This is a genomic window from Lactiplantibacillus sp. C232, from assembly GCF_023806725.1.
In the GTDB taxonomy this organism is placed as follows: Bacteria; Bacillota; Bacilli; order Lactobacillales; family Lactobacillaceae; genus Lactiplantibacillus; species Lactiplantibacillus plantarum.
Genome location: NZ_JAMSKZ010000001.1, coordinates 342,065 through 366,564 on the forward strand (window position 1 = coordinate 342,065; position 24,500 = coordinate 366,564).

At 46.7% G+C, this 24,500-nt stretch carries 27 protein-coding genes; all 27 read left to right on the top strand.

Translation table 11 applies throughout. From position 1 onward, the window contains the following. Positions 1 to 137: 137 nt before the first annotated feature. The 27 genes from MZO41_RS01685 (at position 138) to MZO41_RS01815 (ending at position 24,498) form a co-directional block, all read left to right on the top strand. Complete coding sequence (locus tag MZO41_RS01685; RefSeq protein ID WP_003640390.1) at positions 138 to 902, top strand: ABC transporter ATP-binding protein; 765 nt, start codon at positions 138 to 140, stop codon at positions 900 to 902. Further along, positions 895 to 2,490 (top strand): hypothetical protein, encoded by a 1,596-nt coding sequence (locus MZO41_RS01690; RefSeq protein WP_022638009.1) that lies wholly within the window; start codon positions 895 to 897, stop codon positions 2,488 to 2,490. Before MZO41_RS01685 ends, MZO41_RS01690 begins: the two co-directional genes overlap by 8 nt. Positions 2,491 to 2,962: 472 nt before the next feature. Next, the gene (locus MZO41_RS01695; protein ID WP_238326299.1) at positions 2,963 to 3,403 is read left to right on the top strand and encodes a hypothetical protein; all 441 of its coding nucleotides are present in this window, start codon (positions 2,963 to 2,965) and stop codon (positions 3,401 to 3,403) included. A gap of 15 nt (positions 3,404 to 3,418) precedes the next feature. Beyond that, positions 3,419 to 4,399: an anthranilate synthase component I family protein gene (locus tag MZO41_RS01700; RefSeq protein WP_238326298.1), complete on the top strand. Its 981-nt coding sequence runs from the start codon at positions 3,419 to 3,421 to the stop codon at positions 4,397 to 4,399. Beyond that, positions 4,383 to 4,958 carry an anthranilate synthase component II gene (locus MZO41_RS01705; protein WP_003640393.1) on the top strand — a complete coding sequence of 192 codons (576 nt, stop codon included), beginning with the start codon at positions 4,383 to 4,385 and terminating at the stop codon, positions 4,956 to 4,958. The genes MZO41_RS01700 and MZO41_RS01705 overlap by 17 nt, the downstream gene beginning before the upstream one ends. A 24-nt stretch (positions 4,959 to 4,982) precedes the next feature. Continuing rightward, positions 4,983 to 6,002 carry an anthranilate phosphoribosyltransferase gene (trpD, locus tag MZO41_RS01710; protein ID WP_252129635.1) on the top strand — a complete coding sequence of 340 codons (1,020 nt, stop codon included), beginning with the start codon at positions 4,983 to 4,985 and terminating at the stop codon, positions 6,000 to 6,002. Continuing rightward, entirely contained in the window at positions 5,999 to 6,781 is a 783-nt protein-coding gene (trpC, locus tag MZO41_RS01715; RefSeq protein ID WP_003640395.1) for an indole-3-glycerol phosphate synthase TrpC, read from the top strand. The genes trpD and trpC overlap by 4 nt, the downstream gene beginning before the upstream one ends. Further along, positions 6,778 to 7,404: a phosphoribosylanthranilate isomerase gene (locus MZO41_RS01720; RefSeq protein ID WP_003640396.1), complete on the top strand. Its 627-nt coding sequence runs from the start codon at positions 6,778 to 6,780 to the stop codon at positions 7,402 to 7,404. The genes trpC and MZO41_RS01720 overlap by 4 nt, the downstream gene beginning before the upstream one ends. A gap of 1 nt (position 7,405) precedes the next feature. Next, a complete protein-coding gene (gene trpB, locus MZO41_RS01725) occupies positions 7,406 to 8,605 on the top strand; it encodes a tryptophan synthase subunit beta (protein WP_003640397.1) in 1,200 nt (399 codons plus the stop codon). Continuing rightward, positions 8,598 to 9,392, top strand: coding sequence for a tryptophan synthase subunit alpha (trpA, locus tag MZO41_RS01730; RefSeq protein WP_003640398.1), 795 nt, complete (start codon positions 8,598 to 8,600; stop codon positions 9,390 to 9,392). Before trpB ends, trpA begins: the two co-directional genes overlap by 8 nt. A gap of 160 nt (positions 9,393 to 9,552) precedes the next feature. Continuing rightward, complete coding sequence (locus MZO41_RS01735; RefSeq protein WP_003640399.1) at positions 9,553 to 10,092, top strand: cysteine hydrolase family protein; 540 nt, start codon at positions 9,553 to 9,555, stop codon at positions 10,090 to 10,092. Beyond that, positions 10,093 to 11,043, top strand: a complete 951-nt coding sequence (locus MZO41_RS01740; protein ID WP_003640400.1) for an alcohol dehydrogenase catalytic domain-containing protein — start codon at positions 10,093 to 10,095, stop codon at positions 11,041 to 11,043. 214 nt (positions 11,044 to 11,257) lie between these two features. Then, a complete protein-coding gene (locus tag MZO41_RS01745) occupies positions 11,258 to 11,758 on the top strand; it encodes a GNAT family N-acetyltransferase (RefSeq protein ID WP_003644329.1) in 501 nt (166 codons plus the stop codon). A gap of 208 nt (positions 11,759 to 11,966) precedes the next feature. Beyond that, a complete protein-coding gene (locus tag MZO41_RS01750) occupies positions 11,967 to 13,205 on the top strand; it encodes a hypothetical protein (RefSeq protein ID WP_003644330.1) in 1,239 nt (412 codons plus the stop codon). Positions 13,206 to 13,217: 12 nt separating this feature from the next. Beyond that, on the top strand, positions 13,218 to 14,351 hold the full coding sequence (locus MZO41_RS01755) for an amidohydrolase (RefSeq protein ID WP_003640403.1): 1,134 nt from the start codon (positions 13,218 to 13,220) through the stop codon (positions 14,349 to 14,351). Between the two features lie 288 nt (positions 14,352 to 14,639). Beyond that, the gene (locus tag MZO41_RS01760) at positions 14,640 to 15,683 is read left to right on the top strand and encodes a zinc-binding dehydrogenase (RefSeq protein ID WP_003644331.1); all 1,044 of its coding nucleotides are present in this window, start codon (positions 14,640 to 14,642) and stop codon (positions 15,681 to 15,683) included. A 306-nt stretch (positions 15,684 to 15,989) separates the two neighbouring features. Then, the gene (locus MZO41_RS01765) at positions 15,990 to 16,352 is read left to right on the top strand and encodes a DUF1648 domain-containing protein (protein ID WP_003640405.1); all 363 of its coding nucleotides are present in this window, start codon (positions 15,990 to 15,992) and stop codon (positions 16,350 to 16,352) included. A 288-nt stretch (positions 16,353 to 16,640) separates the two neighbouring features. Then, entirely contained in the window at positions 16,641 to 17,453 is an 813-nt protein-coding gene (locus MZO41_RS01770; protein WP_003644332.1) for an oxidoreductase, read from the top strand. A gap of 14 nt (positions 17,454 to 17,467) precedes the next feature. Further along, on the top strand, positions 17,468 to 18,454 hold the full coding sequence (locus MZO41_RS01775; protein WP_003640407.1) for a helix-turn-helix domain-containing protein: 987 nt from the start codon (positions 17,468 to 17,470) through the stop codon (positions 18,452 to 18,454). Between the two features lie 461 nt (positions 18,455 to 18,915). After that, positions 18,916 to 19,359 carry a 3-hydroxyacyl-ACP dehydratase FabZ gene (gene fabZ, locus MZO41_RS01780; RefSeq protein WP_003640408.1) on the top strand — a complete coding sequence of 148 codons (444 nt, stop codon included), beginning with the start codon at positions 18,916 to 18,918 and terminating at the stop codon, positions 19,357 to 19,359. A 74-nt stretch (positions 19,360 to 19,433) separates the two neighbouring features. Continuing rightward, complete coding sequence (locus tag MZO41_RS01785) at positions 19,434 to 20,420, top strand: beta-ketoacyl-ACP synthase III (RefSeq protein ID WP_003640409.1); 987 nt, start codon at positions 19,434 to 19,436, stop codon at positions 20,418 to 20,420. A gap of 56 nt (positions 20,421 to 20,476) precedes the next feature. Beyond that, complete coding sequence (gene acpP, locus MZO41_RS01790; RefSeq protein ID WP_003640410.1) at positions 20,477 to 20,725, top strand: acyl carrier protein; 249 nt, start codon at positions 20,477 to 20,479, stop codon at positions 20,723 to 20,725. Positions 20,726 to 20,728: 3 nt separating this feature from the next. After that, positions 20,729 to 21,661: an ACP S-malonyltransferase gene (locus MZO41_RS01795; protein WP_003640411.1), complete on the top strand. Its 933-nt coding sequence runs from the start codon at positions 20,729 to 20,731 to the stop codon at positions 21,659 to 21,661. Further along, a complete protein-coding gene (gene fabG, locus MZO41_RS01800; RefSeq protein WP_003644334.1) occupies positions 21,648 to 22,376 on the top strand; it encodes a 3-oxoacyl-ACP reductase FabG in 729 nt (242 codons plus the stop codon). Before MZO41_RS01795 ends, fabG begins: the two co-directional genes overlap by 14 nt. A gap of 18 nt (positions 22,377 to 22,394) precedes the next feature. After that, positions 22,395 to 23,627 (top strand): beta-ketoacyl-ACP synthase II, encoded by a 1,233-nt coding sequence (gene fabF, locus MZO41_RS01805; protein ID WP_003644335.1) that lies wholly within the window; start codon positions 22,395 to 22,397, stop codon positions 23,625 to 23,627. After that, on the top strand, positions 23,624 to 24,085 hold the full coding sequence (locus MZO41_RS01810) for an acetyl-CoA carboxylase biotin carboxyl carrier protein (RefSeq protein ID WP_003640414.1): 462 nt from the start codon (positions 23,624 to 23,626) through the stop codon (positions 24,083 to 24,085). The genes fabF and MZO41_RS01810 overlap by 4 nt, the downstream gene beginning before the upstream one ends. Further along, positions 24,085 to 24,498, top strand: a complete 414-nt coding sequence (locus tag MZO41_RS01815) for a 3-hydroxyacyl-ACP dehydratase FabZ family protein (RefSeq protein WP_003640415.1) — start codon at positions 24,085 to 24,087, stop codon at positions 24,496 to 24,498. The genes MZO41_RS01810 and MZO41_RS01815 overlap by 1 nt, the downstream gene beginning before the upstream one ends. Positions 24,499 to 24,500 lie beyond the last annotated feature (2 nt).

The following is a 24,500-nucleotide window of genomic DNA, read 5'->3' on the forward strand; positions in this document are numbered from 1 at the left end:
TGAAATCGTTAGTTTCATGATGGAACTAGTCATTGGCGACAGAAGCGTTAATCAATGAGCAACGTACCGCTCCGGTTTCGAATTTTCAGACGATTCCGGTATAATAAACCGTAACTGATGACTAGGGGGATAATCACATGATTGAAATTCACGAATTAACAAAACGTTATGGGGATAAGACAGCATTGAATCAGCTTACTTTAACCATCGCATCAGGACAAATCTTCGGTTTGCTGGGCCACAATGGGGCGGGTAAATCAACGACGATCAAAAACTTAGTCAGTATCATTAAACCGACGAGTGGCACGGTTACGGTCGATGGCTTAGACCTTGAACAGCAACGACAAGCCGTCAAAGAAAAGATCTCTTACGTACCGGACACACCCGATATTTTTCTTCAACTTTCGGCGATGGAATATTGGGACTTGATAGCTGCCGCTTACCAGCAATCAGAGGAAGCCGTTCAGCAACGGCGACAGCAGCTGGTGTCACTGTTCGATATGACTGAACACGTTGACGAACCCATGGCTAGTTATTCACACGGGATGCGGCAAAAAGCCATTTTGATTGGGGCGTTGCTTCCCGATCCAGATATTTGGATTTTAGACGAGCCGCTGCAAGGGTTAGACCCCCAAGCTGCTTTTGATTTAAAAAATTTGATGAAGGCCCATGCTGCCAAAGGCAAGACGGTCATTTTTTCCACCCACAATCTGGATACGGCGCAGCAGTTATGTGACCGATTAGCAATTTTGAAGCAGGGGCAATTGATTTATACCGGTTCGGTTGAACAATTACTAGCTCAACATCCGCAACAATCACTTGAGGCGATATATTTACAAATGGCCGGGCGGTTGACGGATGATCACCTTGTCGATGCGCTGGAGGGTGAGCATGATGCATAAAAGTCAGTTGCGTGTTTTGTTGGCTGTTAATCTCAGGTTGTTGAATCCGCAACTAACGGATCGGCTACGTAAAAAGGGCGCTTCGGGGCCAGCCTTGAGTAAGAAGCTAATGCGGCAATTTTACTTGAATGCTTTGATGTTTCTTGGCATTTATGGCTTGACGATGTTGGCCTTTGATTTTAGCAAGTTGCCAGGCATGTTTACGTTCTATGTGGCGTTATTTATCTTATTGGGAATTTCACAGAGTATCTCGGGTATTTATAACGTCTTTTTTGCCGGCAATGATCTTGTTGAATACTTACCGTTACCTTTCCGCAATCAAGAAATTTTTATGAGTAAGATTTTGGTCGTGATATTCAACACGGTACCCTTTACCATTCCGTTACTCTTAATTTTTATCATGACCGCAACACGGGCAGGAATCTTTGTGGTGTTAGGCGTGCTGATGGCCGTCTTGATGTATGGCCTAATACTGAGTCTGTTACTATGCTTGTGCGCCCTAATAGTTTTTGGCTTAACCAAGCTAACCGTGTTTCGCGCCCATCAAAAAATGGTGATGAACGTCATGTTAGGCCTTAACGCTGTCTTAGTGCTAGTCGGGCTCTACTTCATGAATCGCGGCTCATCATCTGACACCGGAACGCAGGTTGACCGCGCAGCATTACCCCTATTGATACCGATTTTTAAAGTTTTCACGACGCCGTTGACAATGACGAGTTTGCTAACCTGGGCGAGTTTAATTGTCATCTCGCTGATTTTATTCGCACTGACAGGACGGTTTGTTTTGACCCACTTAGCGGAACAGCTTACGCAAGTCAATTCAGTGTTAGTGGCAACACCACCGCGTCGACATTCACGACAACATAACCGCAATAAAATTTTGCGTACCTACCAGTTTCAGTTACTGAAAGAACCCAGTTTAGCCTTACAATTATTCACAGATTCAATCCTGCTGCCATTGATTTTAGTCGGGACCGTTTTCTTTTCGGGGACCGCTCCTAATTTTAGTCGGCTATCGCTGAACTGGCTCGGTGTCTGGTTTGTCAGTGGGATGGCCGGTGCGATCGTCAATGTTAATCAAACCTCATTAGTCGGTAATCTCATTTCACTTGATAAAATGAACTTTGACTTTGTGCGTGCACTGCCAATCCCAATGTCCCGTTACTTACGACAAAAGTTTTACTTGGGTTATTGGTTCCAGATCATGATTAATGGCGTGATGGTTCTAGTGGTGGGTATCGCTGGGCGAGCACCATTAGCCCTAGATTTGGCTCTAATATTGGGCGCTGCTTGGGGGACGTACCTAGCTGCCCAACATTACTTTAAGCGTGATTATCAGCTACGGCTGACGAATTGGACTAATGTGACCCAATTGTTTAATCGGGGCGGCGGTAATCTTGGTTTGATGCTTAACTTGTTGGCCTGCAGTATTGTGGGTGTGCTGACAATTGTGATCTATAGTGTGCTGATTCAGCTGTTCGCGGCGGCAGCTATGCTGATTAATATCATTGTATTAGTTGGCGTCGGAATTATTTCTGCTGGTTTGGTCTGGCATTACTACAAGACTTTTTGGCAGCAACTTGACTAATAAGTGTTAATTTCACAGTCACATAATATTAAATTAAGATAAAAGTGTTGACAAATTGCTCATTGAGTTTTAATGTTAATGACAACTTAATATTCGTCCATGAAACCGATGAAGTGGAGATCAAGATAATGATGCCCGTAAAGAGAGTCGCCGTTGCTGAGAGTGCGATCGAACGCAAATTATTAAATGGACCACTGAGGGCGCGACTAACGAACAGCTTTGTTCTACTACCTCGCGACGATAGGGAGCCGTCAATTCCCGGGAATGTGTTTGCATTTCGCTAAGCTGGGACCCAAGTCTAACCTGAATGGGGTAATTTGGTGTCCAACCAAGGTGGTACCGCGGAAAAATCCGTCCTTGACTGTCATTAGTCATGGACGGATTTTTTTGATAGGGGGCAGTTCAATGCAGCAACGATGGCAATTAACCACAACTCAAGTAAAACTATCTTATTAATGAGGAGTGGTTCAATATGAATCCAACATTACCAACCTTGATTCCTTATCAGGATCGTTATCCCTACGTACCAGTGATGGTCAAACGACCACTCGCCACATTTGACCCCATTGCGGTTGCTAAAATTGTCCACCAGATGGGGAACGGTTTCGCGCTGACGATTGATCGGCACCAACGATATAGCTATTTTAGTTTTAAACCACAGCGAAGTCTCACGGGCCGGCAACTAGCCAAGCACAAACGACCAGCTAATGAGACACTCCAAGCCATTCTAAACCAATATCGAACACCACGAATTCAAGGATTACCACCATTTACGGGGGGCTTGATAGGGTACTTCGGCTATGAGTATGTTCAACAATTTGTACCCAAGTTGCATTTGAAATCACCAGCAACCGCAGATCTCGATGACTTAGGTTTATTCTTAGTTACGAGTGTGCTCGTCTATGATCATTGACATCATGAGCTTGGGTTGACACAGCTGATTCCAACTGCGGATTTAGCGGCAACTTACGCCGTGACTCAAACGGCTCTAACGCAACAGTTAGCCGCCATTATTGAACAATTGCAGCAATCAATAGCTTTGCCACCATTTGACTTGCAGCAACCATTACACATGCAACTGGACCAAGCGACCTATGCGCGTCAGGTTGACCGAATTCGCCAACACATCTACGCTGGTGATATTTTCCAAATGATATATGCTAATCCATGTTTGGGGACCATGAGCGGGTCATTGCTGGCAGTTTATCAGCAACTTCAAAAAACAGCGGCCCCGTATACCTGTTATTTTAAACAGGCTAATTTCGAAATGACGGTGGCCTCACCAGAAACGTTAGTGACGAAGGATGGGGAACAAATCGCGACGTATCCATTGGCCGGGACGAGACGCCGTGGTCGAACACCTGCCGAGGATCAGCAGTTGGCTCATGAATTACAAACCAGCCCTAAAGAGATTGCCGAGCACAATATGTTAGTTGATTTGGGACGTAACGATTTAGGACAAGTTGCAAAGTTTAAAAGTGTCCGGGTGACTAATTTACGGCGATTAATTCGTTATTCGCAAGTCATGCACTTAGGGTCTCGGGTGGCCGCAGAAGTGGCGCCGACTACTACAGCACTCCAAGTGCTTGCCGCTACTTTTCCAGCTGGGACGTTAGCTGGCGCGCCTAAGATTGAAGCAATGACCCTGATTAATCATTATGAGCAGGTGCCGCGGGGTGTTTATGGTGGTTGTTTTGGTTACTTGGATTGTAACGGTAATTTGGACATGGCGATTGGCATCCGGCTGGCCTACCGGATGAATGAACGGTTAGTGATTCCAGCGGGTGCGGGCATTGTTGCTGACAGTATCGGCGCTCAAGAATTTAAGGAGTGCCAGAATAAACAACGAGTGATCGTTAATGCAGTACAAGACGCGAAAGGACGAGTTAAAGATGGAATTATTAATTGATAACTATGACAGTTTTACTTATAACTTGTATCAACTAATTGGTCGTCTGACGCCCGATGTACGGGTCATTAAAAATGACGATTTGACGGTTGCTGCAATCAAGGCATTACAACCTGACCATATCATTTTATCACCAGGGCCGGGGACGCCAGCCCACACGGGAGTTAGTCCACAAGTCGTGCAACAATTAGCTGGTCAGGTCCCCATATTGGGGATTTGTATGGGATTAGAAGTGATGGTCACCGCTTTTGGCGGTTCGCTGCAAGGCGCCCAGCATTTAGTTCACGGGCAAGCCACGTTAATGCACGTGCAGCCGTCATCACTATTTAAAGATTGTCCGATGCAGTTCATGGCAGCGCGCTACCACTCGTTGGTAGCTGATGCGGGCCGTTTGCCCGTTAACTTTCGAATCATTGGGACAAGCGATGATCAGGAAATCATGGCAGTGGAAGATGTGGGCCGTCAGCTGTACGGCGTTCAATTTCATCCAGAATCAATCATGACGCCAGCCGCCGTTGGTGAGCAACTGATCCGTAATTTTTTAGCACTTAAACATTAAGCAGACGAGAGTGGAGGAATACTTATGATTGAAACAGCGATTGCACAACTCACTAACCAAGAAAATCTAGACTTTACAATGAGCCAACAAGTCATTACGGAAATTATGAAAGGTCAGGCCACCGACACACAGATTGGGAGCTTTTTGACCGCCTTAGCCATCAAAAAGGCAACTATCGATGAAATTGCTGGTGCAGCAACTGCGATGCGTTCCCAGGCGTTACCTTTTAAAGTTAAACGGCCCACGCTAGAAATCGTTGGGACGGGCGGTGACCGGTCGAATTCGTTTAATATTTCGACGACCACTGCGCTAGTGGTCGCCGCTGCGGGTGTACCAGTGACCAAGCACGGCAATCGTGCGGCGTCGTCCAAGAGTGGTGCGGCGGATGTTTTAGAAGCACTCGGTATCAAAATCGATCTAACACCTGCTCAGAGTCTAGCATTGCTAGAGCGGACCAATTTTGCCTTTATGTATGCGCGCGAATATCATCAGGCGATGCGATTCGTCGCCCCGGCCCGGCAACAAATCAAGATTCCAACCATTTTTAATATACTGGGTCCCTTAGCCAATCCAGCTCATGCTGAGATGCAACTACTAGGGGTATATCGGCAAGCTTTGATGGCCCCATTAGCCGAAGTGTTGACGCGTTTAGGTGTTAAACATGCCATGGTCGTGCATAGCCGGGACGGCTTAGATGAAATTTCAGCGGCAGCCCCTACGGATGTGATCGTAATTAATCATGGGCAGCAAGTAACGCGAACCCTGACGCCTGAACAGTTTGGACTGACGCGTTGTGACCATGCGGCTCTTATTGGTGGTAGTGCCCAAGTTAATGCCGCCATCACGCGAGCAGTACTCGCTGGAGAACCGGGGGCCCCTCGTGACGTGGTGTTGATGAATGCCGCCGCGGCGTTGCATATTGCCAAGCCACAGTTGGATCTAGCGGCCGCTTTTGAGTTGGCCCAGCAAACAATCGATCAAGGAGCGGCCGCGGCTAAGTTGGCCCAATTAATTCAGAGTAGTCAGGCGGTGATGGCCTCATGATTTTAGATCAACTCGTCCAGGCGAGTCAGCAACGGGTTCAGAAGGTACCAGTTAGGGAGCGTGTGAAGCGCATTCAACAAGCTCGAAAAATGACCACCCCCGTTTTATCATTTGAAGCAATGCTGGCCCAGCCGGGCTTACAGCTTATTGGTGAAGTTAAGCGGGCGTCACCTTCTAAGGGGCTGATTGCGGCTGAGTTTGACTATTTACAGATTGCGCAAGACTATGTTGCTGCTGGGATCGATGCCATCTCAGTGTTGACCGAACCCCGGTATTTTAAAGGACAGTTGTCTTACTTACAAGCCATTGCGCAAACGGTCTCGGTACCCACATTACGTAAAGATTTTATTGTAGCTGCTAGTCAGATTGCGAGTGCTCGTATTGCTGGTGCTAGTGCGGTTTTATTGATTGTTGCTATTTTAACACCGGTTCAACTGCAGGCTTTCATTACGTTGGCTCATGAGCTGAATTTAAGTGCGCTAGTTGAAGTCCATACAACGGCTGAGATTAAGCAAGCGGTGGCGGCTGGGGCCCGGATTATTGGCATTAATAATCGGAATTTGAAAGATTTCAGTGTCAATTTTGCAACGAGTCGCCAGTTGCGGCAAGCGGTTCCGGCTGAGTGTTATGTGATTGCCGAGTCTGGCATTCAAACGTCGACGCAAGTACAAACGTTGGCGGCCGCCGACTTTGACGCTATTTTAGTCGGCGAAACGTTGATGCGTGCGCCAGATAAGCAGCAAGCTGTCAGACAACTGCGGGCGGGGGTGCGTGGATGACACAAATTAAAATTTGCGGTTTGATGCAACCAGCGGATGTCGTGATGGTTAATCAAGCGCTCCCAGACGCAATTGGGATGGTATTTGCCCCCGGTCGACGACGACGGATTACGATGGCGACCGCGCGCCAACTGTCACAGCAATTAGATCCGCGTATCCGGCGTGTTGGCGTGTTTACAACTAATCAATTATCGGAAATTTTAGCTCTCGTGCAACAGCACATTATTCAGGTGGTCCAGCTACACGCTACCGTCGATGATCCTCGGATTGCGTCCTTAATGGCCGCCCATGTGCCGGTGATTCAAGCGATGACGCCAGCGAATGCTACGCAATGTCAAGCGGATTACTTATTATTGGATAATGCCCGTCCAGGTAGTGGACAGGTGTTGGATTGGAATCAATTACAATCACAGCGTCCCGTCCGGCCGTTTATCTTGGCTGGTGGTTTAACACCGACGAATATCGTAACGGCAATCAACAAGGTGTGCCCGGCAATGGTCGATGTGGCTAGTGGCGTCGAGACGGCGGGCAATAAAGACCGTGAAAAAATCAATCTGATGGTCCAACGGGCGCACCAAACGGGCGTGTCAACACCATTATTAACAGAAATTAGGAGGAATTAGTATGATTAAAAATCAATCACAGGCGGGGCGTTACGGCGACTTTGGTGGTCAGTACGTTCCAGAAACATTAATGACCGAGCTACAGCGGTTGGATCGCGCCTTTCAACATTACCGACAGGACGCGCAGTTTCAAGAAGAGTTGACTGACTTGTTGAATAACTATGCGAACCGGCCATCGTTGTTGTACCATGCACAACGATTATCAGATCAATTAGGTGGTGCTCAGATTTATTTTAAACGTGAGGACTTGAACCATACGGGTGCGCACAAGATTAACAATGTCTTGGGGCAGGCACTGTTGGCAAAGAAGATGGGCAAAAAGCGATTGATTGCTGAAACTGGGGCTGGACAGCACGGGGTCGCAACTGCAACTATTGCTGCTTTGTTCGGGATGGAATGCGACGTCTTTATGGGTAAGAAAGACACGGATCGTCAAGCATTGAATGTTTACCGGATGCAACTATTAGGGGCCAAGGTCCACCCGGTCACGACTGGTTCAATGGTGCTAAAGGATGCGATCAATGCGGCCTTACAAGAGTGGACGCGGCGCTGTGATGATACAGCTTATATCATGGGCTCTGCAACGGGACCACACCCATTTCCAATGATGGTACATGAATTTCAAAGTGTCATCAGTGTAGAAGCCCGACAGCAGATCCTGGACCAAACAGGTCATTTGCCGGATGCCGTCGTGGCTTGTGTTGGGGGCGGCAGTAACGCCATTGGAAGTTTTGCGGCTTTTCTTGATGATACGTCAGTTGAGCTGATTGGCTGTGAGGCAGCGGGTAAGGGTGTTCAAACGCCGTTGACGGCTGCGACGATTGAACGTGGTCGGACTGGTATCTTCCATGGCATGAAGTCACTCTTTTTACAAGATAAAGCCGGACAAATTGCCCCGGTCTATTCAATCTCGGCTGGGCTGGATTACCCGGGCGTCGGACCGGAACATGCCTACCTGGCTGCGAGTGGCCGGGCGCAATATGTGGGGATCACCGATGACCAAGCAGTACAAGCATTTGAACTGATTGCTAAGGTCGAAGGGGTGATCTGTGCGATTGAGAGTGCCCATGCAGTCGCCTACGTACAACAATTAGCACCAACGATGCGACGTGACCAAACTATTATTTGTACGTTATCCGGTCGTGGAGATAAAGATGTGGCGGCAATTGCAAAGTATCGAGGGGTGACAATTGATGACTGATTTAACAACAATTTTTAAAAATCATAAGGCGTTTATTGCTTTTGTAGTGGCCGGTGATCCTAATTTTGAAGCGACAGTTGACCAAGTTGTTGCGTTAGCAGAAGCGGGTTGTGATCTCGTTGAGATTGGCATTCCGTTCTCAGACCCTGTGGCTGATGGTCCCGAAATTCAGGCCGCTGATCTCCGTGCGTTTGACCAACACATCACACCCCAACGCGTTTTTGAATTGGTGGTGGCAATTCGAGAGAAGACAACTATTCCACTCGTGTTTTTAACCTATGCGAACATTGTTTATCAGTTTGGTTATGCTGCCTTTGCCCAGCAGTGTCAAAGTTTGAATGTCGCAGGCTTGATTATTCCCGACATGCCACTAGAAGCCTCTGGTGAACTTCGACCAACCTTAGACCACTATGGTATTGCTTTGATTCCATTGATTGCGCCAACGAGTGATGATGCACGCATCGCAGCGATTGCCCAGCAGGCGCGGGGCTTCATTTATGTCGTATCATCACTAGGTGTCACGGGGACCCGGCGACACATCACGACTGATTTAGCAACACTGGTGGCGAAGATTCGCCATGCGACTACGTTACCTGTCGCAATTGGTTTTGGTATCCATGAGCCAGCTCAGGCCCAGGCCATGGCACAAATTGCGGACGGGGTCATCGTTGGTAGTGCAGTCGTGCATTTGATTGCGACGCACCAACCAGCGACAGCAGTCTTAAGGGACTATACGCGACGGATGCGGCGCGCATTGGATGGTCGCACGGCTGATACAGTTGACTGATCTTATTTGTTACGATGTTGTTGTGCCGGGCTACTTCGATTAAATGCTGGGAAACGCTCGGATAATGTGCTAGTCTAAAAACAGCTTACTGCTTTGTGGGCGTCGTTAATAATAGTTGACGCTAACCAAGCCAGTTAAATTAATTTACGGAGGGGTCAACATGGCGGATGTACTGATTATTATTGATATGCAAGTTGGTGTCTGTCGCGGGTCCCAACCGGTTACCAATTTGGCAACCGTGATTGCGGGTATTCAACAACGCATTACGAGTTATCGGGCTCAAAATAAGCCAATCGTGTTTGTGCAACATCACGATGCTGACTTAGTCACTGGTTCTGCCGATTGGCAGATGATACCAGAGTTGCCAATTGAAGCAACCGATATTGTGGTCCAGAAAACGCACGCCAACGCTTTTTATCACACGGATTTACAAGCCCAATTGACGGTGATTGGATGTCAAACACTTGAAATCTGTGGTGCGCAAGTCGAGTTTTGTGTGGATACGACGGTTAAAATGGCTCATGGGTTAGGCTACCACCTCGAAATGGTTCGGGGGCTGACGACAACGACGGCCAATTCCATGATGAGTGCGCAACAAACGATTGATTTTTATCAAGATCGGATTTGGAACCACCGTTTCTTGACGTTGGTAACAGCATCGGGCCGTATTGACGATTTGTTAGAAAAGACGGGTGATTAGTTGAAAGCATTATTTTTTAATGATTTTGGCGATGCGTCGGTCCTACAGTACGGTGAGGTGGCGGACCCAATCGTTACTGCAAATACTGTATTGGTTAAAACAACGTATATCGGGCTCAACTTTGCCGACATTTATCGTCGTCGTGGTACCTATCATTTGGAAAAGCATCAACCGTACATTGATGGTTATGAAGGCGTGGGAACGGTTGTGGCAGTTGGTAAGCAAGTGGCGAATTTTAAACGCGGTGATCGGGTGTTATTCGTTGACGTGCCGTTTGCCAACGCTAGCCTTGTCGCGGTTCCAGCTGATCAGGCGATTAAAGTACCACGGGCAATCAATGATCAGCAGGTCGCTAGCATTGGATTGCAGGGCATGACTGCGGAGTTCTTAGTCCATGACTTGGCACAAAACCAACCGCACGATCGAGTCTTGATTCATGGCATCAGCGGTGGTGTTGGGCAGCTATTAACGCAACTGCTCGTGGCCAATGAGGTGGCTGTTTATGGTGTGGCGTCAACACCGGCGAAAGCTGAATTGGCCTATCAAGCTGGCGCAACCACCGTTTTTATGCGCCATGATCCTTGGGACACGACCCATCATAATTTTTTTGATACGGTATTTGATGGGGTCGGTAAGACACTACCAGTTAGTCTGGCGACTACCAAGCACCGTGGGCGGGTCATTTTTTATGGCATGGCAGCTGGCAATCCACCAGTAATTGATCCAGTCAAGCTAATGTCCGAATCCAAGAGTTTGATGACTGGTGATTTATGGGATTATTTGGACAGCGCGGCTGCTCGTCAGTGCCGTGCCAATCAATTGTTTGATGATGTGCTCACGCATCGCGTGACGATACGACCAGCGACAGTCTATTCATTAGCAGAAGGAGCCGCTGCGCACCGGGCCCTTGAGACCGGGCAAGTTGCTGGCAAGATTTTATTGCGCCCATGAAGTACTTGAATCGTATTTGAAATTAACTGGTTTAATCGAATATCACCAAACGGCATCGGGCAGTTTTTCCGATGCCGTTTTTGTGGTGGATTAGTAGTGCAGGCTGAATCGAGCGCCAGTTAGTCAATTCAACAATTGAATTATTAAAATTCCCAGTCATGACCACGGACTGTTACACTAAGTGCTAAATCGGTCAAATGGAAGTGTGATGGTCATGATTCAATTAGTACGTTATTCGACGACACGGGGAGCACTGAAGCAAATACAACAGTATCAACTGGTTAATGTGATGTACACGGCGACGCCACAACAAGTTATTCGTGCTTGCAAATCTGATTTAGAACGAACGGCCGTTATGATTATGAATGGCAACCAATTAGTGGGCTTTTTCTGTTTGCATGTTGGTCAAGGACCGCTCAGTTACGGTGAAACGGAAGTGAATACGATTTTGTTGCGAGCTTTATCTGTTGATGATCGCTTTAAGCATCAGCGGGTTGCGTCTGACGCGCTTGCCGAATTACCACGTTATCTTGCCAGTCATTATCCGATGATTCAAACAATATTATTAGCGGTCAATCATGCCAATCATGTGGCGCAACATTTATACCTGACCCATGGTTTCACTGATACGCATCGCCGCATAGATGGTCGATTGGGGCGTCAATTTATTTATGAACGCCCAGTCCATTGTCCCATGGATTTAAATTTTGATTGAAATTTGCTTAGTTAGTTCAGTCAATCTAGTATTTGGAATCTTATCGGAACTAGGTGCGATACTTTAGAATCGTTTGTGTCGTTGCGAATGAGATTAGATTTAAACGAAATCTGATTGAACGGCTCGTTTTACGATTGGCTTTCTGTTAGATTATGATAATACGATTAGAAAAAGCCGATCGTAAATTAAGCTAATGGAAGTGATGGTAATGGTAGCAATTCTTTCTCTAATGGTTGTCATGGGTTTTATGATGCTTGGCGAGTGGGTTTCCACGCGCAGTCGGGCCTATGTTCCATCCGTATTTATTACGGCACTCTTATTTCTAGTGGGTTTTTGGACAATTGTTCCCAAAAACATTGTCCCTGCTGCTTCATTTGGCACTGCCTTTATTCAAATTACCCAAGCCGTTTTATTGGTTCATATGGGGACGTTGATGGATCTGAAATTGTTGTTAAAACAGTGGCGCGCAGTTGTGATTGCCCTGAGTGGCGTGGTTGGGACAGTGGTGCTCACGATGGGAATTGGCCGTCTTTTATTTGATTGGCACACGATCGTTGCCAGTGTGCCCCCGTTGACGGGTGGGTTAGTGGCTGCCTTTCTGATGACAGCTGGACTCAAGGCCCAACATATTACCGCACTTGTGGCGTTTCCGGTGGCAATGTTTGTCATGCACAGCATGCTCGGTTATCCGCTAACCGCGTGGATGCTAAAACGGGAGAGTCGCCGACTATTGCAAGTCCGACATGTAGACGTCACGGTCGCGACCGCTGATTCTGCCACCAGTGCGACAGTTCAAACAACGGCGCAATTACCAGTGTGCCCGCTACCAACCGTACCAGCGAAGGTGAAATCAGTTCAACCTCAATTACGGCATTGGCAACTACCGGCCGCTTATGATACTTCAGCTTTTATGTTATTTAAAGTCGCTGCTGTGACTGGGTTGGCTGAATGGACTGCCCAGTTAGCCCATGGCACGGTTAATCAGTACATCATTTGTTTAGTGTTTGGTGTTATCGCGCATCAGTTGGGCTTTTTAGAAGATGCGGTGTTGGAGAAAGCGGGCGTCTTTCACTGGCTGATGTATGGTCTGCTAGCTTATATTTTTGCCAATCTAAACATTGTTAAAATCAGCATGTTAAGTGGTATTTTGATCCCGATTGTAACGTTGATCGTTCTTGGTGTTTTAGGGATGTGGATTGCATCTAGCTTATTGGCGCGACCGTTGGGATTTAGCCGCGAAATGGCTTTTGCAAGTGCATTGACTGCCTTATTTGGTTTCCCCGCGGACTATATCGTCACCCATGAAGTGACCGAAATTATGGGATCGACTGCGGAGGAAAAGCAATATTTACTAGACCAGATGTTACCTAAAATGTTAGTGGGCGGTTTTGCAACCGTCTCAGTGGCGTCAGTGATTATTGCGTCGATCTTCTTGAAAATTTTATAGGGGGCTTTTCAGATGATGACAACAACTTTAGCAGCTTGGATGACAACCTTGCGCCATCAATTACACGCACACCCAGAGTTAGCACTGCAGGAAGTCGCGACGACCGCTTTAATTAAGCAAACATTGACTGAGTTGAACATTCGGTTGGTAGACTATCCGGGAGAAACTGGGGTGGTGGCCGAGATTGGGCATGGTGCGCCAATCATCGCGTTGCGCGCGGATATTGATGCACTCCCAATCCAAGAAGACAATGAGTTATCCTTTAGATCAACGATTCCTGGTCGGATGCATGCTTGTGGGCATGATTTTCACACGGCCGCCTTATTAGGGGGAGCGCGATTATTGAAAGTGCATGAGGTAGATCTCAATGGTACGGTGCGACTGATCTTTCAGCCTGCGGAGGAAGGACACCGCGGTGCCAAAATGATGATTGATAATGGTGTTCTAGCAGGTGTTCGTGCGATTGCGGGATTCCATAATATGCCGAATTTACCAGTCGGCACTTTAGCGATGAAGTCTGGACCACTCATGGCTAGTAATGATAATTTTGACGTCACAATTTTGGGCCAGGGCGCCCATGCAGCGATGCCCGAAGCAAGTCATGATCCCATCGTGACGCTTGGTGAATTGATCAGTAATTTACAGACCATTCGTAGCCGAAATATTGCGCCAGACGCAGCACTGGTGCTAACGATTGCTGCCGTCCAAGCGGGAACGACTTTTAACGTGATTCCAAATACGGCGAATTTACGAGGCACGATTCGGACCTTCAACACGGCTAACCGGGATCTAGCTAAAGTACGTTTTTACGATATTGTGCGTGCAACTGCCAAGATGAATCAGCAAACCGCTACAATTGATTGGGACCGAGGACCAAGCTGTGTCAACAATAACGCGGCACTTACCGCTGTACTATCACGTGTTCTGAAAGATGATTTTGATATTGTGCCTGCCCAGCTATGCAATGCCGACGATGATTTTGCGTTATATCAAGAATGTATTCCAGGATTCTATGGATTCTTAGGTTCAGGCGGCAATGGGACCTTACATCAATCAAATTACCGCTGTGATGACGCAGGCCTAACCTATGGCGCTCGCTTCCATGAATTGGCAGCTACGGCACTATTAAAGTGGGTTCGAGCTTGAATTGAAAGTGGTCAATCGACAAAGGGAAGACGCCCGACCTTGCTAGGAAACTAACATGGTCGGGCGCATTTTTTATGGAAAGCTTCTGAATGATAAGTAACAAGCGAGTTTGGTCACAATTATCTGAGTAACTAAAGTATTTGTTGATACCCGACTTGGTGCAATCAGTAACTGGTGCGTGCAGATTATTGTTATAATATATGTGTATTAGTTTTAATATTATTATTTTAATGATGAAGGGAACGACCGCTGATTGAATTTTGGTTGAGGCGGCCAAAGGTGATTAGGATGAAATCAACAATTTTCGAAAAAGCTGGACTAGTATCTGTTCAGGAAGTTGACAAACCAACATTACAATCTGATGATGATGTCATTGTGCGTATCGTGCGGACTTGTGTTTGTGGTTCCGATTTGTGGTCATATGCGCATGGTGATGACAAGGCTGCCCATTCGATCAACGAAGGACATGAAGCTATCGGAATCGTTGAGGCAATTGGCTCGGCCATTACGACGGTCAAGCCAGGCGACTTTGTCATCACCCCATTTACCCATGGCTGTGGTGAGTGCGCGGCTTGTTTGGCTGGTTTCGATGGTACTTGTGATCGGCATCTGGGCCACACAAATTGGTCTAATGGCTTTCAAGCAGAATACATTCGCTTCACTTATGGTAATTGGGCGTTAGTTAAGATTCCTGGTCAACCTAGTGACTATACGGAAGGGATGCTCAAGTCATTGTTGACGCTGGCAGACGTGATGCCGACTGGTTATCATGCGGCACGGTGTGCAAACGTTCAAAAGGGCGATAAAGTCGTGGTTATTGGTGACGGTGCCGTTGGGCAATGTGCTGTGATTGCAGCTAAGTTGCGGGGTGCCGCGCAAATCGTCTTGATGAGTCGCCACGAAGATCGGCAGCAAATGGCACTGGCATCTGGCGCGACCGCGGTTGTCGCTGAACGTGGTGACGAAGGCATTGCGAAGGTACGTGAAATCCTTGGTGGCGGCGCGGATGCGGCGTTGGAATGTGTCGGCACCGAAGCGGCCATTGACCAAGCTTTAGGTGTTTTGCATAATGGGGGTCGCGTAGGCTATGTGGGTGTACCACATTATAATAACCGGCCACTTGGGTCAACCTTTGCTCAAAATATTGTGGTTGCTGGTGGTTCCGCCTCCGTTACGACTTATGACAAACAGTTCTTACTCAAAGCAGTTTTGGACGGTAATATTAATCCGGGCCGGGTATTTACGCAAACGTATCCATTAGCCGACATTAATCAGGCTTATCAAGACATGCAAAATCGAAAGACAATTAAGGCTATGATTACCATTGATTAATCTCGACTAGGTAACTAGTCGCTTAAAAGCAATCGATTAAAAGTCGTTTCAGTACTGATTCATCGTGCTGAAACGACTTTTTCGATGGCGATAATTTAATGGTAAAAATCAATCAAGCTTAGTTGATTTAGACTAGTCTTTGCGTTGGTATTAGAAAAAAGACATGCAACCAGTTGAACCGTGTCATTAAAGCTAGCTGGTCGCACGATTGTAGTTGGCTTCGATAATTAACCGTTTAAAAGAACGCATTTTGCTGTCCGTGCTGTCGCCCGCTTGCTATACTGGGTCAAAAATGAGGTGAGCGTAATGCGAGTCTTTACTTGGATCGTGCGAACAATTGTGGCTGGTGCCGTTTTGATGTGTGTCATTATGATTGGTTTGGCACCGCAAACAGTTGTTACACATTTTAATAGTGCCGGCTTGGCTGATTCATTCGGCAGCCGTTGCTGGCTAGTGATGTTACCACTATTAGTTGTGGTCACGGGTGAAGTCATGATTAAGTTAGCCCGTCAAAAACGGCGCAAGCTCGGACTCTTGCAACTGCCGACGCTAACAGGCTTTGAAGGGCAGTGTTTAGGTGTCATGGTGGGTTTCAGCGTCCTGTTGTGGGTTATATTGCAATCGGAAGTGCAGGGCCGGCTAGTTAGCGGGGGCATTGGCGGATGGTGATTAGGATGAGAAATTGGCAGCAGGATGTTTATGAATTCGCCTGAAATTAATTTCAAGCGAATTTTGGGTGGTGTAGCTATTTTAAATACTTAGACCATCATGGCTTAATCAACAGCGCCAGGCGTAATGAGTGTGATTTTGCAGTTGTTTGAGTTGATTAATATCAGCTGTTAATGGCCTGCGCCAAAAAATGGCATATTATGTTATGATGATGACGTGATAAATCATTAAGCCGTTGCGATTTTCTATGTAAACTATTGTTATTGAAAAACATAGGAGGTCATTGAGATGGCAGTTATTTTAATTACGGGTGCAAGCAGCGGTATTGGGTTTCAGACAGCGAAAGACTTAGCACAGCAAGGTCACGTTGTTTACGGTGCGGCGCGGCGGTTGAATAAACTTGAAGCACTAGCCCCATACGGCGTTAAGCCCTTGTCACTAGATATAACCAATGAGCAGTCGCTTAGTCAGGCCGTAGCAACTTTAATTGCCAGTGAAGGACGCATTGATGTTTTGATCAACAATGCGGGGTATGGCTCATATGGCGCTGTGGAGGATGTTTCCATTGATGAAGCCAGGCAACAGTTCGAGGTTAATTTATTTGGGATGGCTCGGCTGACACAATTAGTTTTACCGTATATGCGCGCGCAACGTGAAGGACGCATTATCAATACCTCTTCCATGGGTGGACGGTTGGTGAGTTATATGGGCGCATGGTATCACGCAACCAAGTACGCTGTCGAAGCGTTTAGTGACGCATTACGAATGGAGACTAAAGACTTTGGCATTAAAGTTGCAATTATTGAACCTGGTGGGATTAAAACCAACTGGGGATTCATTGCTGCGGATCATTTAGAAGCCTCAGCACGTCACAGTGCATATCAAACACAAGCGACCAAGGCTGCCGCGGGTATGCGCCGACAATACTCGTCGCGAATGATGTCTGATCCAAAAATTATTTCTAAAGCTATTTCGAAGGCGGTCAATCAGAAACGACCACGGGTGCGTTATTTAATTGGATTTGGGGCTAAACCGCTGGTACTTGCTAAGGCGATTTTACCGACTCGTGTTTTTGATTTTATCATGATGCATGCCAGTTAGTAGGAGTGATTAGTGTGAAGATTATGGTTTCTGAACAGTTTCAGTGTTTTATGGCAAGCCTTGGCGTTGATTTAAATAGCCTGCTTGAAGCTGCCGGTATTAATAAAGTGGTTTGGCAAGAACAATTAATGCTTTCTGATGTGGAGTATTGGCAGTTAATGAACGAATTCGACAACCAATTGACGGATGAAATGATTCTTAGTTTAGGGAATATTACTAACATTAATACGTTTATGCCGTCCTTTTTTGCAGCATTAGCTGCTAAAAATGGTGAACAAGCGATTGCACGCATGGCAACCTATAAATCATTGGCAGGTCCGGTTCATTTAGAGATAGTGACCAAGCCAGATATTGTCAATATTCATATTTTGGGAAATAGTCTTGGCGTCGAGTTGCCGCGTTTCACGATTATGACGGAACAATTGTTGTTAATCAGCTTGTTACGAGTAGGTACGGGAAAACTCATCAAGCCAATTTCAGTTGGTAGTAAGTATCCGTATGGTGATCAGATTGATGCCGTGATGGGCATTCGACCTCAACAATTGGCTGATAATTGCATTCAGTTTCAAGTCACGGACTTACAGCGGGCGTTTATTTCGGCCAATAATTCAATGTGGGCATTTTTGCAACCAGGGTTAGACCAACAAAAACTGGCTATTGAACACAACCAATCATTGCTCGCGACTGTTCAAGCACTATTGTTGAAGAAAATTCCTAGTGGTTCCTTCTCAATTGACGAGATTGCAACAAGTTTGAATCTCAGTAAACGAACCTTGCAGCGTCATCTTAGTACTTTAAGCACCACATTTAATGATGAAGTCCAAATTGCGCGTCGAACCCTAGTGGTACCCTTGATGAAAGATCAATCGCTAAACTTGATTGAAATCAGCTATTTGTTAGGGTATTCAGACCCAGAGTCTTTTTCGAGAGCTTTTAAAAAATGGTTTCATCAGAGTCCATCCGTTTACCGCCAACAATCTCTGGGGATGTTCAAAAATTAACAAGCGTTGCCGTTTAGGTTAAAAGTTATGGGCGTTAAAATCTTATGGATGTGATGGCTTTAGACTGATGAGTAATCCTTTAAATTAATAGATCGTCACAACAATTGTGTTTAAGAATGCTAGTTCTTAGATGCAATTTTTTTTGCGTGCATCTAAGCTAGTGACAGTTGAACAGATTGTATCATTGCTTGCTGAAGTCAAAACTTGTTAGCAATTTGATTATAAACTTTATAGTCAAATTGCTAAACTGTGCCAGTTCGTTGACGGATTATGACCGCAAAAAATGGCTCGTCAAGAAATTTTCGCAAAAAAATAAAGCTCGATTAGAGCCCAGCTTACCGGGATTTGGCTACTAAAAAATGTAACATACTGTAAATTAATCTGCTGAAATCAATTGACAAGATTTGGCCGGACGATTAACTTAATGCCATTCCCAAACGCCGTGAAAGGAGCGACTAACTATGAGTGTGTTAGAAGCAAGTGAAATTATGCAATTAATCCCCAACCGGTACCCAATTTTATTCATGGACCGGGTGGATGAATTAAATCCGGGTGAATCGATCGTGGTGACGAAAAATGTCACGATTAATGAGTCATTTTTCCAAGGGCACTTTCCCGGTAACCCGGTCATGCCGGGCGTGTTGATTATTGAAGCTTTGGCGCAAGCCGCGTCGATTCTGATTTTGAAATCTGAAAAGTTTGCTGGTAAGACGGCTTATCTTGGCGCCATTAAGGATGCCAAGTTCCGCAAAATTGTCCGTCCCGGTGATGTCTTGAAGTTGCATGTCCAAATGGTCAAGCAACGGTCCAACATGGGAACGGTGAGTTGTCAGGCGATGGTCGGTGACAAGGCAGCCTGCACAACTGATTTAACCTTTATCGTTGGTGCAACTGATTCAAAATAGAAAGGTGGTAATGGCAATTCGGCGATTGTCGTTTGGGAAAGTTTTTTAAAAGCATTGCCGAATTGTAACCAACCATGACAACTAATTTTTCGATTTTAGCGAGTGCTAAGGCACTGCCGACGACCAAAGTCACGAATCAAGAACTAACGCAACTGATGGCGACTTCTGATGATTGGATCAAGCAGCGAACGGGAATTCGTTCTCGCCACGTCGCGACCGATGAGACAACGACGAGTTTAGCTGTTTCAGTTGCCCAGCAGTTGTTGCAGCAAAGTCGGCTAGCGGCGACGGCGATTGATTTGATCATCGTGGCAACCATGTCACCGGATTATTTGACACCGGCGACGGCTCCTCAAGTACAGGCAGCAATTGGGGCTGAAAAAGCAATTGCCTTTGACATCAATGTTGCCTGTGCGGGCTTTGTTTATGGGATGCAGTTGGTTCACCAATACTTACAACCGGGCCAGACCGCTTTGTTAATCGGTAGCGAGACCTTGAGTCGGTTAGTAGACTGGCATGATCGTAGCACTGCCGTTTTATTTGGTGATGGTGCGGGTGGTCTATTGATTACTGCTAAGCCTAATACGACCACTGGGCACTGGCTGGGCGGTCATTACGCGACGTTTGGCGCTGACGGGCATTATTTAACGGCGGGACAGCAACCTCAGGTGAATCCGTGGTCGACACGGACTGATGGTGCAGATTCTAACCGCTGGGCCTTTCAGATGAATGGTCGGCGGGTTTATGACTTTGCCACTAAGCAAGTGCCGCACTCAATTGAGCAGGCGTTGATGCAGGCACGGCTCGAGTCGAGTGATATTAAAGCATTTGTGCTTCATCAGGCCAACGCACGTATTGTTAAGAGCGTTGGTCAAAAATTAAACTTAGCTACGGAACAATTACCGATGAACATTGCACAGTATGGCAATACTGCGGCAGCCAGTGAACCGATTCTATTTGCCGAAATGGTTGCCCAAAAGCAAGTTCAACGTGGTGACAAGCTGGTGTTTACCGGTTTTGGCGGCGGGTTATCCGTCGGTAGTGTCGTAATTGAGTATTAATTGATAACTGAAATCAAGCATTTAAAATTAATTTAAAAATTCTGGAGGAATCAACAATGACTAAAACTGAAATTTTTGACCAAATTAAAAAGATGATCGTGGAACAATTAGACGTGGATGCTGACAAGATTACGATGACAACGAACTTTACCGAAGACTTAGCACTTGATAGTCTGGACGTTTTTGAAGTGATCGATAAGATCGAAGACGAATATGATATCGAAATCGAAACGGATGACGCTTTAGCCACGGTTGGTGATTTAGTTGATTATGTGGCGACTCATCAGGAAAATAGCGAGGACTAAGTTATGAAAACGGCAATCTTATTCAGTGGTCAAGGACAACAGTTTGCCGATATGGGGGCCGATCTTTATCAAACGTTACCAGCGTACCAAGCCACGATTGACGAAGCTAATCAAGTGTTGGACTGGGATCTGCGGGTAACTGCTGATTGGATCGATGATGCTCAACGGATGCCGGTTGCAATTACAGCGATGAATATGGGGTTATATCGTGCTTTAACAGCGTTGCTTAATGAGTGTCCGACCGTGTTAGCAGGATTGAGCCTTGGCGAGTATGCCGCATTGATTGCAGCTGGCGTCCTGCCATTTGCTGATGGCTTGAAGTTAGTTGCCGATCGGGCTAGATATATGCAACGAGCGGGATTACAGCATCCCGGGGAGATGGTCGCGGCGTTGAAGGTAACGCCGGCACTGGTTGCAGCCGCTTGTCAAAGTGCCCAAGCAGTGGGGGTTGCGTATCCCGCTAATTACAATCTAGCTGATCAAATTGTTATTGGTGGCGATGCAGCTGGTATTCAAGCTGCGCGAACCTATTTAAAAACACACGGCGTTAAACGGGTGGTCCCATTAGACGTTGCGGTGGCTTCACACACGCCGTTAATGGCAGCAGCGAGTGAGGCGTTGGCGCAACGATTACGATTTGTTAATATTGCAGCACCCCAAATTCCGGTCATCAGTAATACGACCGTGACCCCCTTTAGCCAGGCAACTGTCAAGGAAACGTTGGTAAAACAGTTAGTATCGCCAACGCACTTTGCGGCCTGCTTACAACGAATTGCGACATATGAGGTCGATGAGATTATTCAAGTTGGACCGGGGCATAGTTTAGCAACTTTTGCCAAACAAACATTGCCGGGGGTAAGGGTTTGGTCAATTGAAGATGTGACAGATTGGCAGAATTATTGTCAGGATACTGAGGAGGTACGTGAGCGTGGATGAAGTGATTTTAGTCACTGGAGCTGCTAAGGGTATTGGTTTGGCAACAGTCAAACGGCTGGCAGCTCAGGGGGCCAGCGTTATTTTAAACGTTCATCATGAAATTGAAGCGGCCGATTGGCAAGCATTAACGGCTGAATATCCACGGTTGACGCAATTAGTTGGTGATGTGAGCGATGATCAAACGGCGGCTGATTTAATTGAGACCGTGATGACAAATTTTGGTCGCTTAGATGGACTCGTGAATAACGCTGGTGTGACCCATGATCAGTTATTAACGCGGCTACACGCGGAAGATTTCATGAGTGTGATTCAAACAAATTTATTGGGCACATTTAATATGACCAAATACGCTTTAAAAGTCATGCAGCGACAGCGACAAGGCGCCATCGTTAATGTTGCTAGTGTGGTCGGGTTACATGGCAATATCGGCCAGGCGAACTATGCGGCTAGTAAGGCTGGAATTATTGGTTTAACTAAAACGACGGCAAAGGAAGCGGCTCGGCGCCAAGTGCGGTGTAATGCGGTGGCCCCAGGAATGATTACGACGGCCATGACGGCACAATTGAATGACCGTGTAACGGCGGCTGCCTTAAGTGATATTCCACTCAAACGCTTTGGGACGCCCGACGAAATTGCCCAAGCAATTGACTTTTTATTGCACCAACCGTACTTAACGGGACAAGTGCTAACAGTTGACGGTGGCATGACGATATAAGATATGGGAGGTTATCCAATGACAGAACGAGTAGTTGTGACTGGAATGGGTGCGGTGACGCCCCTCGGTAATAGTGTTGATGAATTTTTAACGGGGTTATTCGCGGGACAAGTTGGGATTAAGCCCATCACGAAGTTTGACGCGACGCCCACTGGGATTACAGTTGCCGGTGAGGTTAAGGATTTTCAGCCAGAAGAACGAATTGAAAAGAAATTAGCGAAAAGATTGGATTTATTTTCCGTTTATGGTCTATACAGTGCAAGTGAAGCGATGGCGCAAGCCGGACTAAATGAAGCAAATATTGACCCAGAACGATTAGGCGTTATTTATGGTTCGGGTATCGGTGGTTTAACGACGATTGAAGCGCAAGTGATCAAGATGCACGACAAGAGTCCCAAACGAGTTTCACCGTTATTCGTCCCTAATTCAATCATTAACATGGTTGTTGGTAATATCGCGATGCAATTTAACGCACAGAATACCAGTCAAGCGATTGTGACCGCGTGTGCGTCGGCGACGAATGCCATCGGCGATGCGTTTGAATATTTGCGTCAAGGAAAGGCAGATGTGATCATCACGGGTGGTTCAGAAGCTTCCGTCAACGAAATCGGTATTGCAGGGTTTGCGTCCCTGACTGCGTTGTCGAAAGCCACTGACCCAACGTTGGCTTCGTTACCGTTTGATCGTCAACGCAATGGGTTTGTGATGGGTGAAGGGGGTGCGACGTTAGTTTTAGAAACGTTGGCCCATGCCCAAGCCCGAGGCGCCCAGATTCTTGGTGAAGTCGTGGGTTACGGAACGACTAGCGATGCTTATCATATGACAGCCCCCCGACCGGATGGTGCTGGTGCCAAACGTGCAATGCAACAAGCCGTTGCGGAAGCCGGCATTCAACCGCGTGATGTGGATTACATCAATGCTCATGGAACAGCCACACATGCGAATGATAGTGCCGAAGCTCAAGCAATTAGCGCGTTGTTTGGTCAAGATGTACAAGTCAGCAGTACTAAAGGAATGACGGGGCACTTATTAGGCGCTGCGGGTGCAATTGAAGCTGTTGCAACGATTGGTGCTCTGCAAGCGGGTCAGTTACCTGCGAATATTGGTTGTACGGACCAAGATCCTGAGTGTCCAGTCAATTTAGTAACGCCAGCAACTCAACATCAAGCCGCAACCTATGCTTTGAGTAATTCATTTGGTTTTGGGGGCCATAATGCCGTGGTTGCCTTTAAGAAGTGGGTGAATGTATGAGTATGACGGATACGGAAGCGATGACCGCCCTGATCAATCAGTTTAATCAATCCAGCGCTCAAGTCATGGACGTCAAGACGACAACCTTTGAACTGCATTTGAATAAACAAGCTGAAACTGCTGAGACAAATTCAGCGCGTTCACAGCCGGCAGTGACCGACTCCGCGGTACCAGTGGTCAAACCGACGACTGAAGTGGCGACTCAATCGGGAACAACGATGGTCACGGCGCCCCTAGTTGGGGTGGCTTACTTAGCTGCCGACCCGAAACAGGCGCCGTTTGTTCAGGTGGGTGATCGTGTCAAGTCAGGGGAAACCTTGTGTGTAATCGAAGCGATGAAAATGATCAACGAAGTCCCTAGCCCAGTTAGTGGGATCGTTAAAGAAGTTTTAATTAAGAATGCAACTATGGTTGAATTTGATGAACCATTGTTTGCAATTGAGGAGACGACCGTTTAATGGAAGTTACGGATTTAATTCCCCAACGGTTTCCGCTGCAATTATTAGACCGTATCGTAGCGGTCCAACCAGGTGTCAGCGCAACAGCGGAAAAATTAGTCACGATTAATGAATGGTTTTTTCAGAGTCAGACACTGACCGGAAGAACGATGATTCGGCCAGTATTATTAGAAATTTTGGCTCAAACGGGAGTTGTGGCTTTACTATCGATGCCAGAACATCATGGTAATAACGTCTTTTTTGGCGGAATTCGGCAGGCTGATTTTAAGACGGATGTGCGCCCAGGTGACCGGTTAGAAGCGATGGTAACGTTAACTAAGTTGCGTCGTCAAATCGGAACAGGCCATGGCGTGATTACCTGTGCTGGTCGTGAGGTTGTTAGTGCTGATTTAACCTTTGTAATGCAAGCCTGAAG

Coding starts and splice junctions, on each gene's coding strand:
- MZO41_RS01765 (WP_003640405.1), top strand. CDS start 15,990: ATGCGAGTCTTTACTTGGATCGTGCGAACAATTGTGGCTGGTGCCGTT.
- trpC (WP_003640395.1), top strand. CDS start 5,999: ATGATTTTAGATCAACTCGTCCAGGCGAGTCAGCAACGGGTTCAGAAG.
- MZO41_RS01735 (WP_003640399.1), top strand. CDS start 9,553: ATGGCGGATGTACTGATTATTATTGATATGCAAGTTGGTGTCTGTCGC.
- MZO41_RS01685 (WP_003640390.1), top strand. CDS start 138: ATGATTGAAATTCACGAATTAACAAAACGTTATGGGGATAAGACAGCA.
- fabZ (WP_003640408.1), top strand. CDS start 18,916: ATGAGTGTGTTAGAAGCAAGTGAAATTATGCAATTAATCCCCAACCGG.
- MZO41_RS01810 (WP_003640414.1), top strand. CDS start 23,624: ATGAGTATGACGGATACGGAAGCGATGACCGCCCTGATCAATCAGTTT.
- MZO41_RS01770 (WP_003644332.1), top strand. CDS start 16,641: ATGGCAGTTATTTTAATTACGGGTGCAAGCAGCGGTATTGGGTTTCAG.
- trpA (WP_003640398.1), top strand. CDS start 8,598: ATGACTGATTTAACAACAATTTTTAAAAATCATAAGGCGTTTATTGCT.
- MZO41_RS01750 (WP_003644330.1), top strand. CDS start 11,967: ATGGTAGCAATTCTTTCTCTAATGGTTGTCATGGGTTTTATGATGCTT.
- MZO41_RS01795 (WP_003640411.1), top strand. CDS start 20,729: ATGAAAACGGCAATCTTATTCAGTGGTCAAGGACAACAGTTTGCCGAT.
- MZO41_RS01695 (WP_238326299.1), top strand. CDS start 2,963: ATGAATCCAACATTACCAACCTTGATTCCTTATCAGGATCGTTATCCC.
- MZO41_RS01785 (WP_003640409.1), top strand. CDS start 19,434: ATGACAACTAATTTTTCGATTTTAGCGAGTGCTAAGGCACTGCCGACG.
- MZO41_RS01760 (WP_003644331.1), top strand. CDS start 14,640: ATGAAATCAACAATTTTCGAAAAAGCTGGACTAGTATCTGTTCAGGAA.
- MZO41_RS01815 (WP_003640415.1), top strand. CDS start 24,085: ATGGAAGTTACGGATTTAATTCCCCAACGGTTTCCGCTGCAATTATTA.
- MZO41_RS01720 (WP_003640396.1), top strand. CDS start 6,778: ATGACACAAATTAAAATTTGCGGTTTGATGCAACCAGCGGATGTCGTG.
- MZO41_RS01705 (WP_003640393.1), top strand. CDS start 4,383: ATGGAATTATTAATTGATAACTATGACAGTTTTACTTATAACTTGTAT.
- fabF (WP_003644335.1), top strand. CDS start 22,395: ATGACAGAACGAGTAGTTGTGACTGGAATGGGTGCGGTGACGCCCCTC.
- trpB (WP_003640397.1), top strand. CDS start 7,406: ATGATTAAAAATCAATCACAGGCGGGGCGTTACGGCGACTTTGGTGGT.
- MZO41_RS01745 (WP_003644329.1), top strand. CDS start 11,258: ATGATTCAATTAGTACGTTATTCGACGACACGGGGAGCACTGAAGCAA.
- MZO41_RS01690 (WP_022638009.1), top strand. CDS start 895: ATGCATAAAAGTCAGTTGCGTGTTTTGTTGGCTGTTAATCTCAGGTTG.
- trpD (WP_252129635.1), top strand. CDS start 4,983: ATGATTGAAACAGCGATTGCACAACTCACTAACCAAGAAAATCTAGAC.
- MZO41_RS01755 (WP_003640403.1), top strand. CDS start 13,218: ATGATGACAACAACTTTAGCAGCTTGGATGACAACCTTGCGCCATCAA.
- acpP (WP_003640410.1), top strand. CDS start 20,477: ATGACTAAAACTGAAATTTTTGACCAAATTAAAAAGATGATCGTGGAA.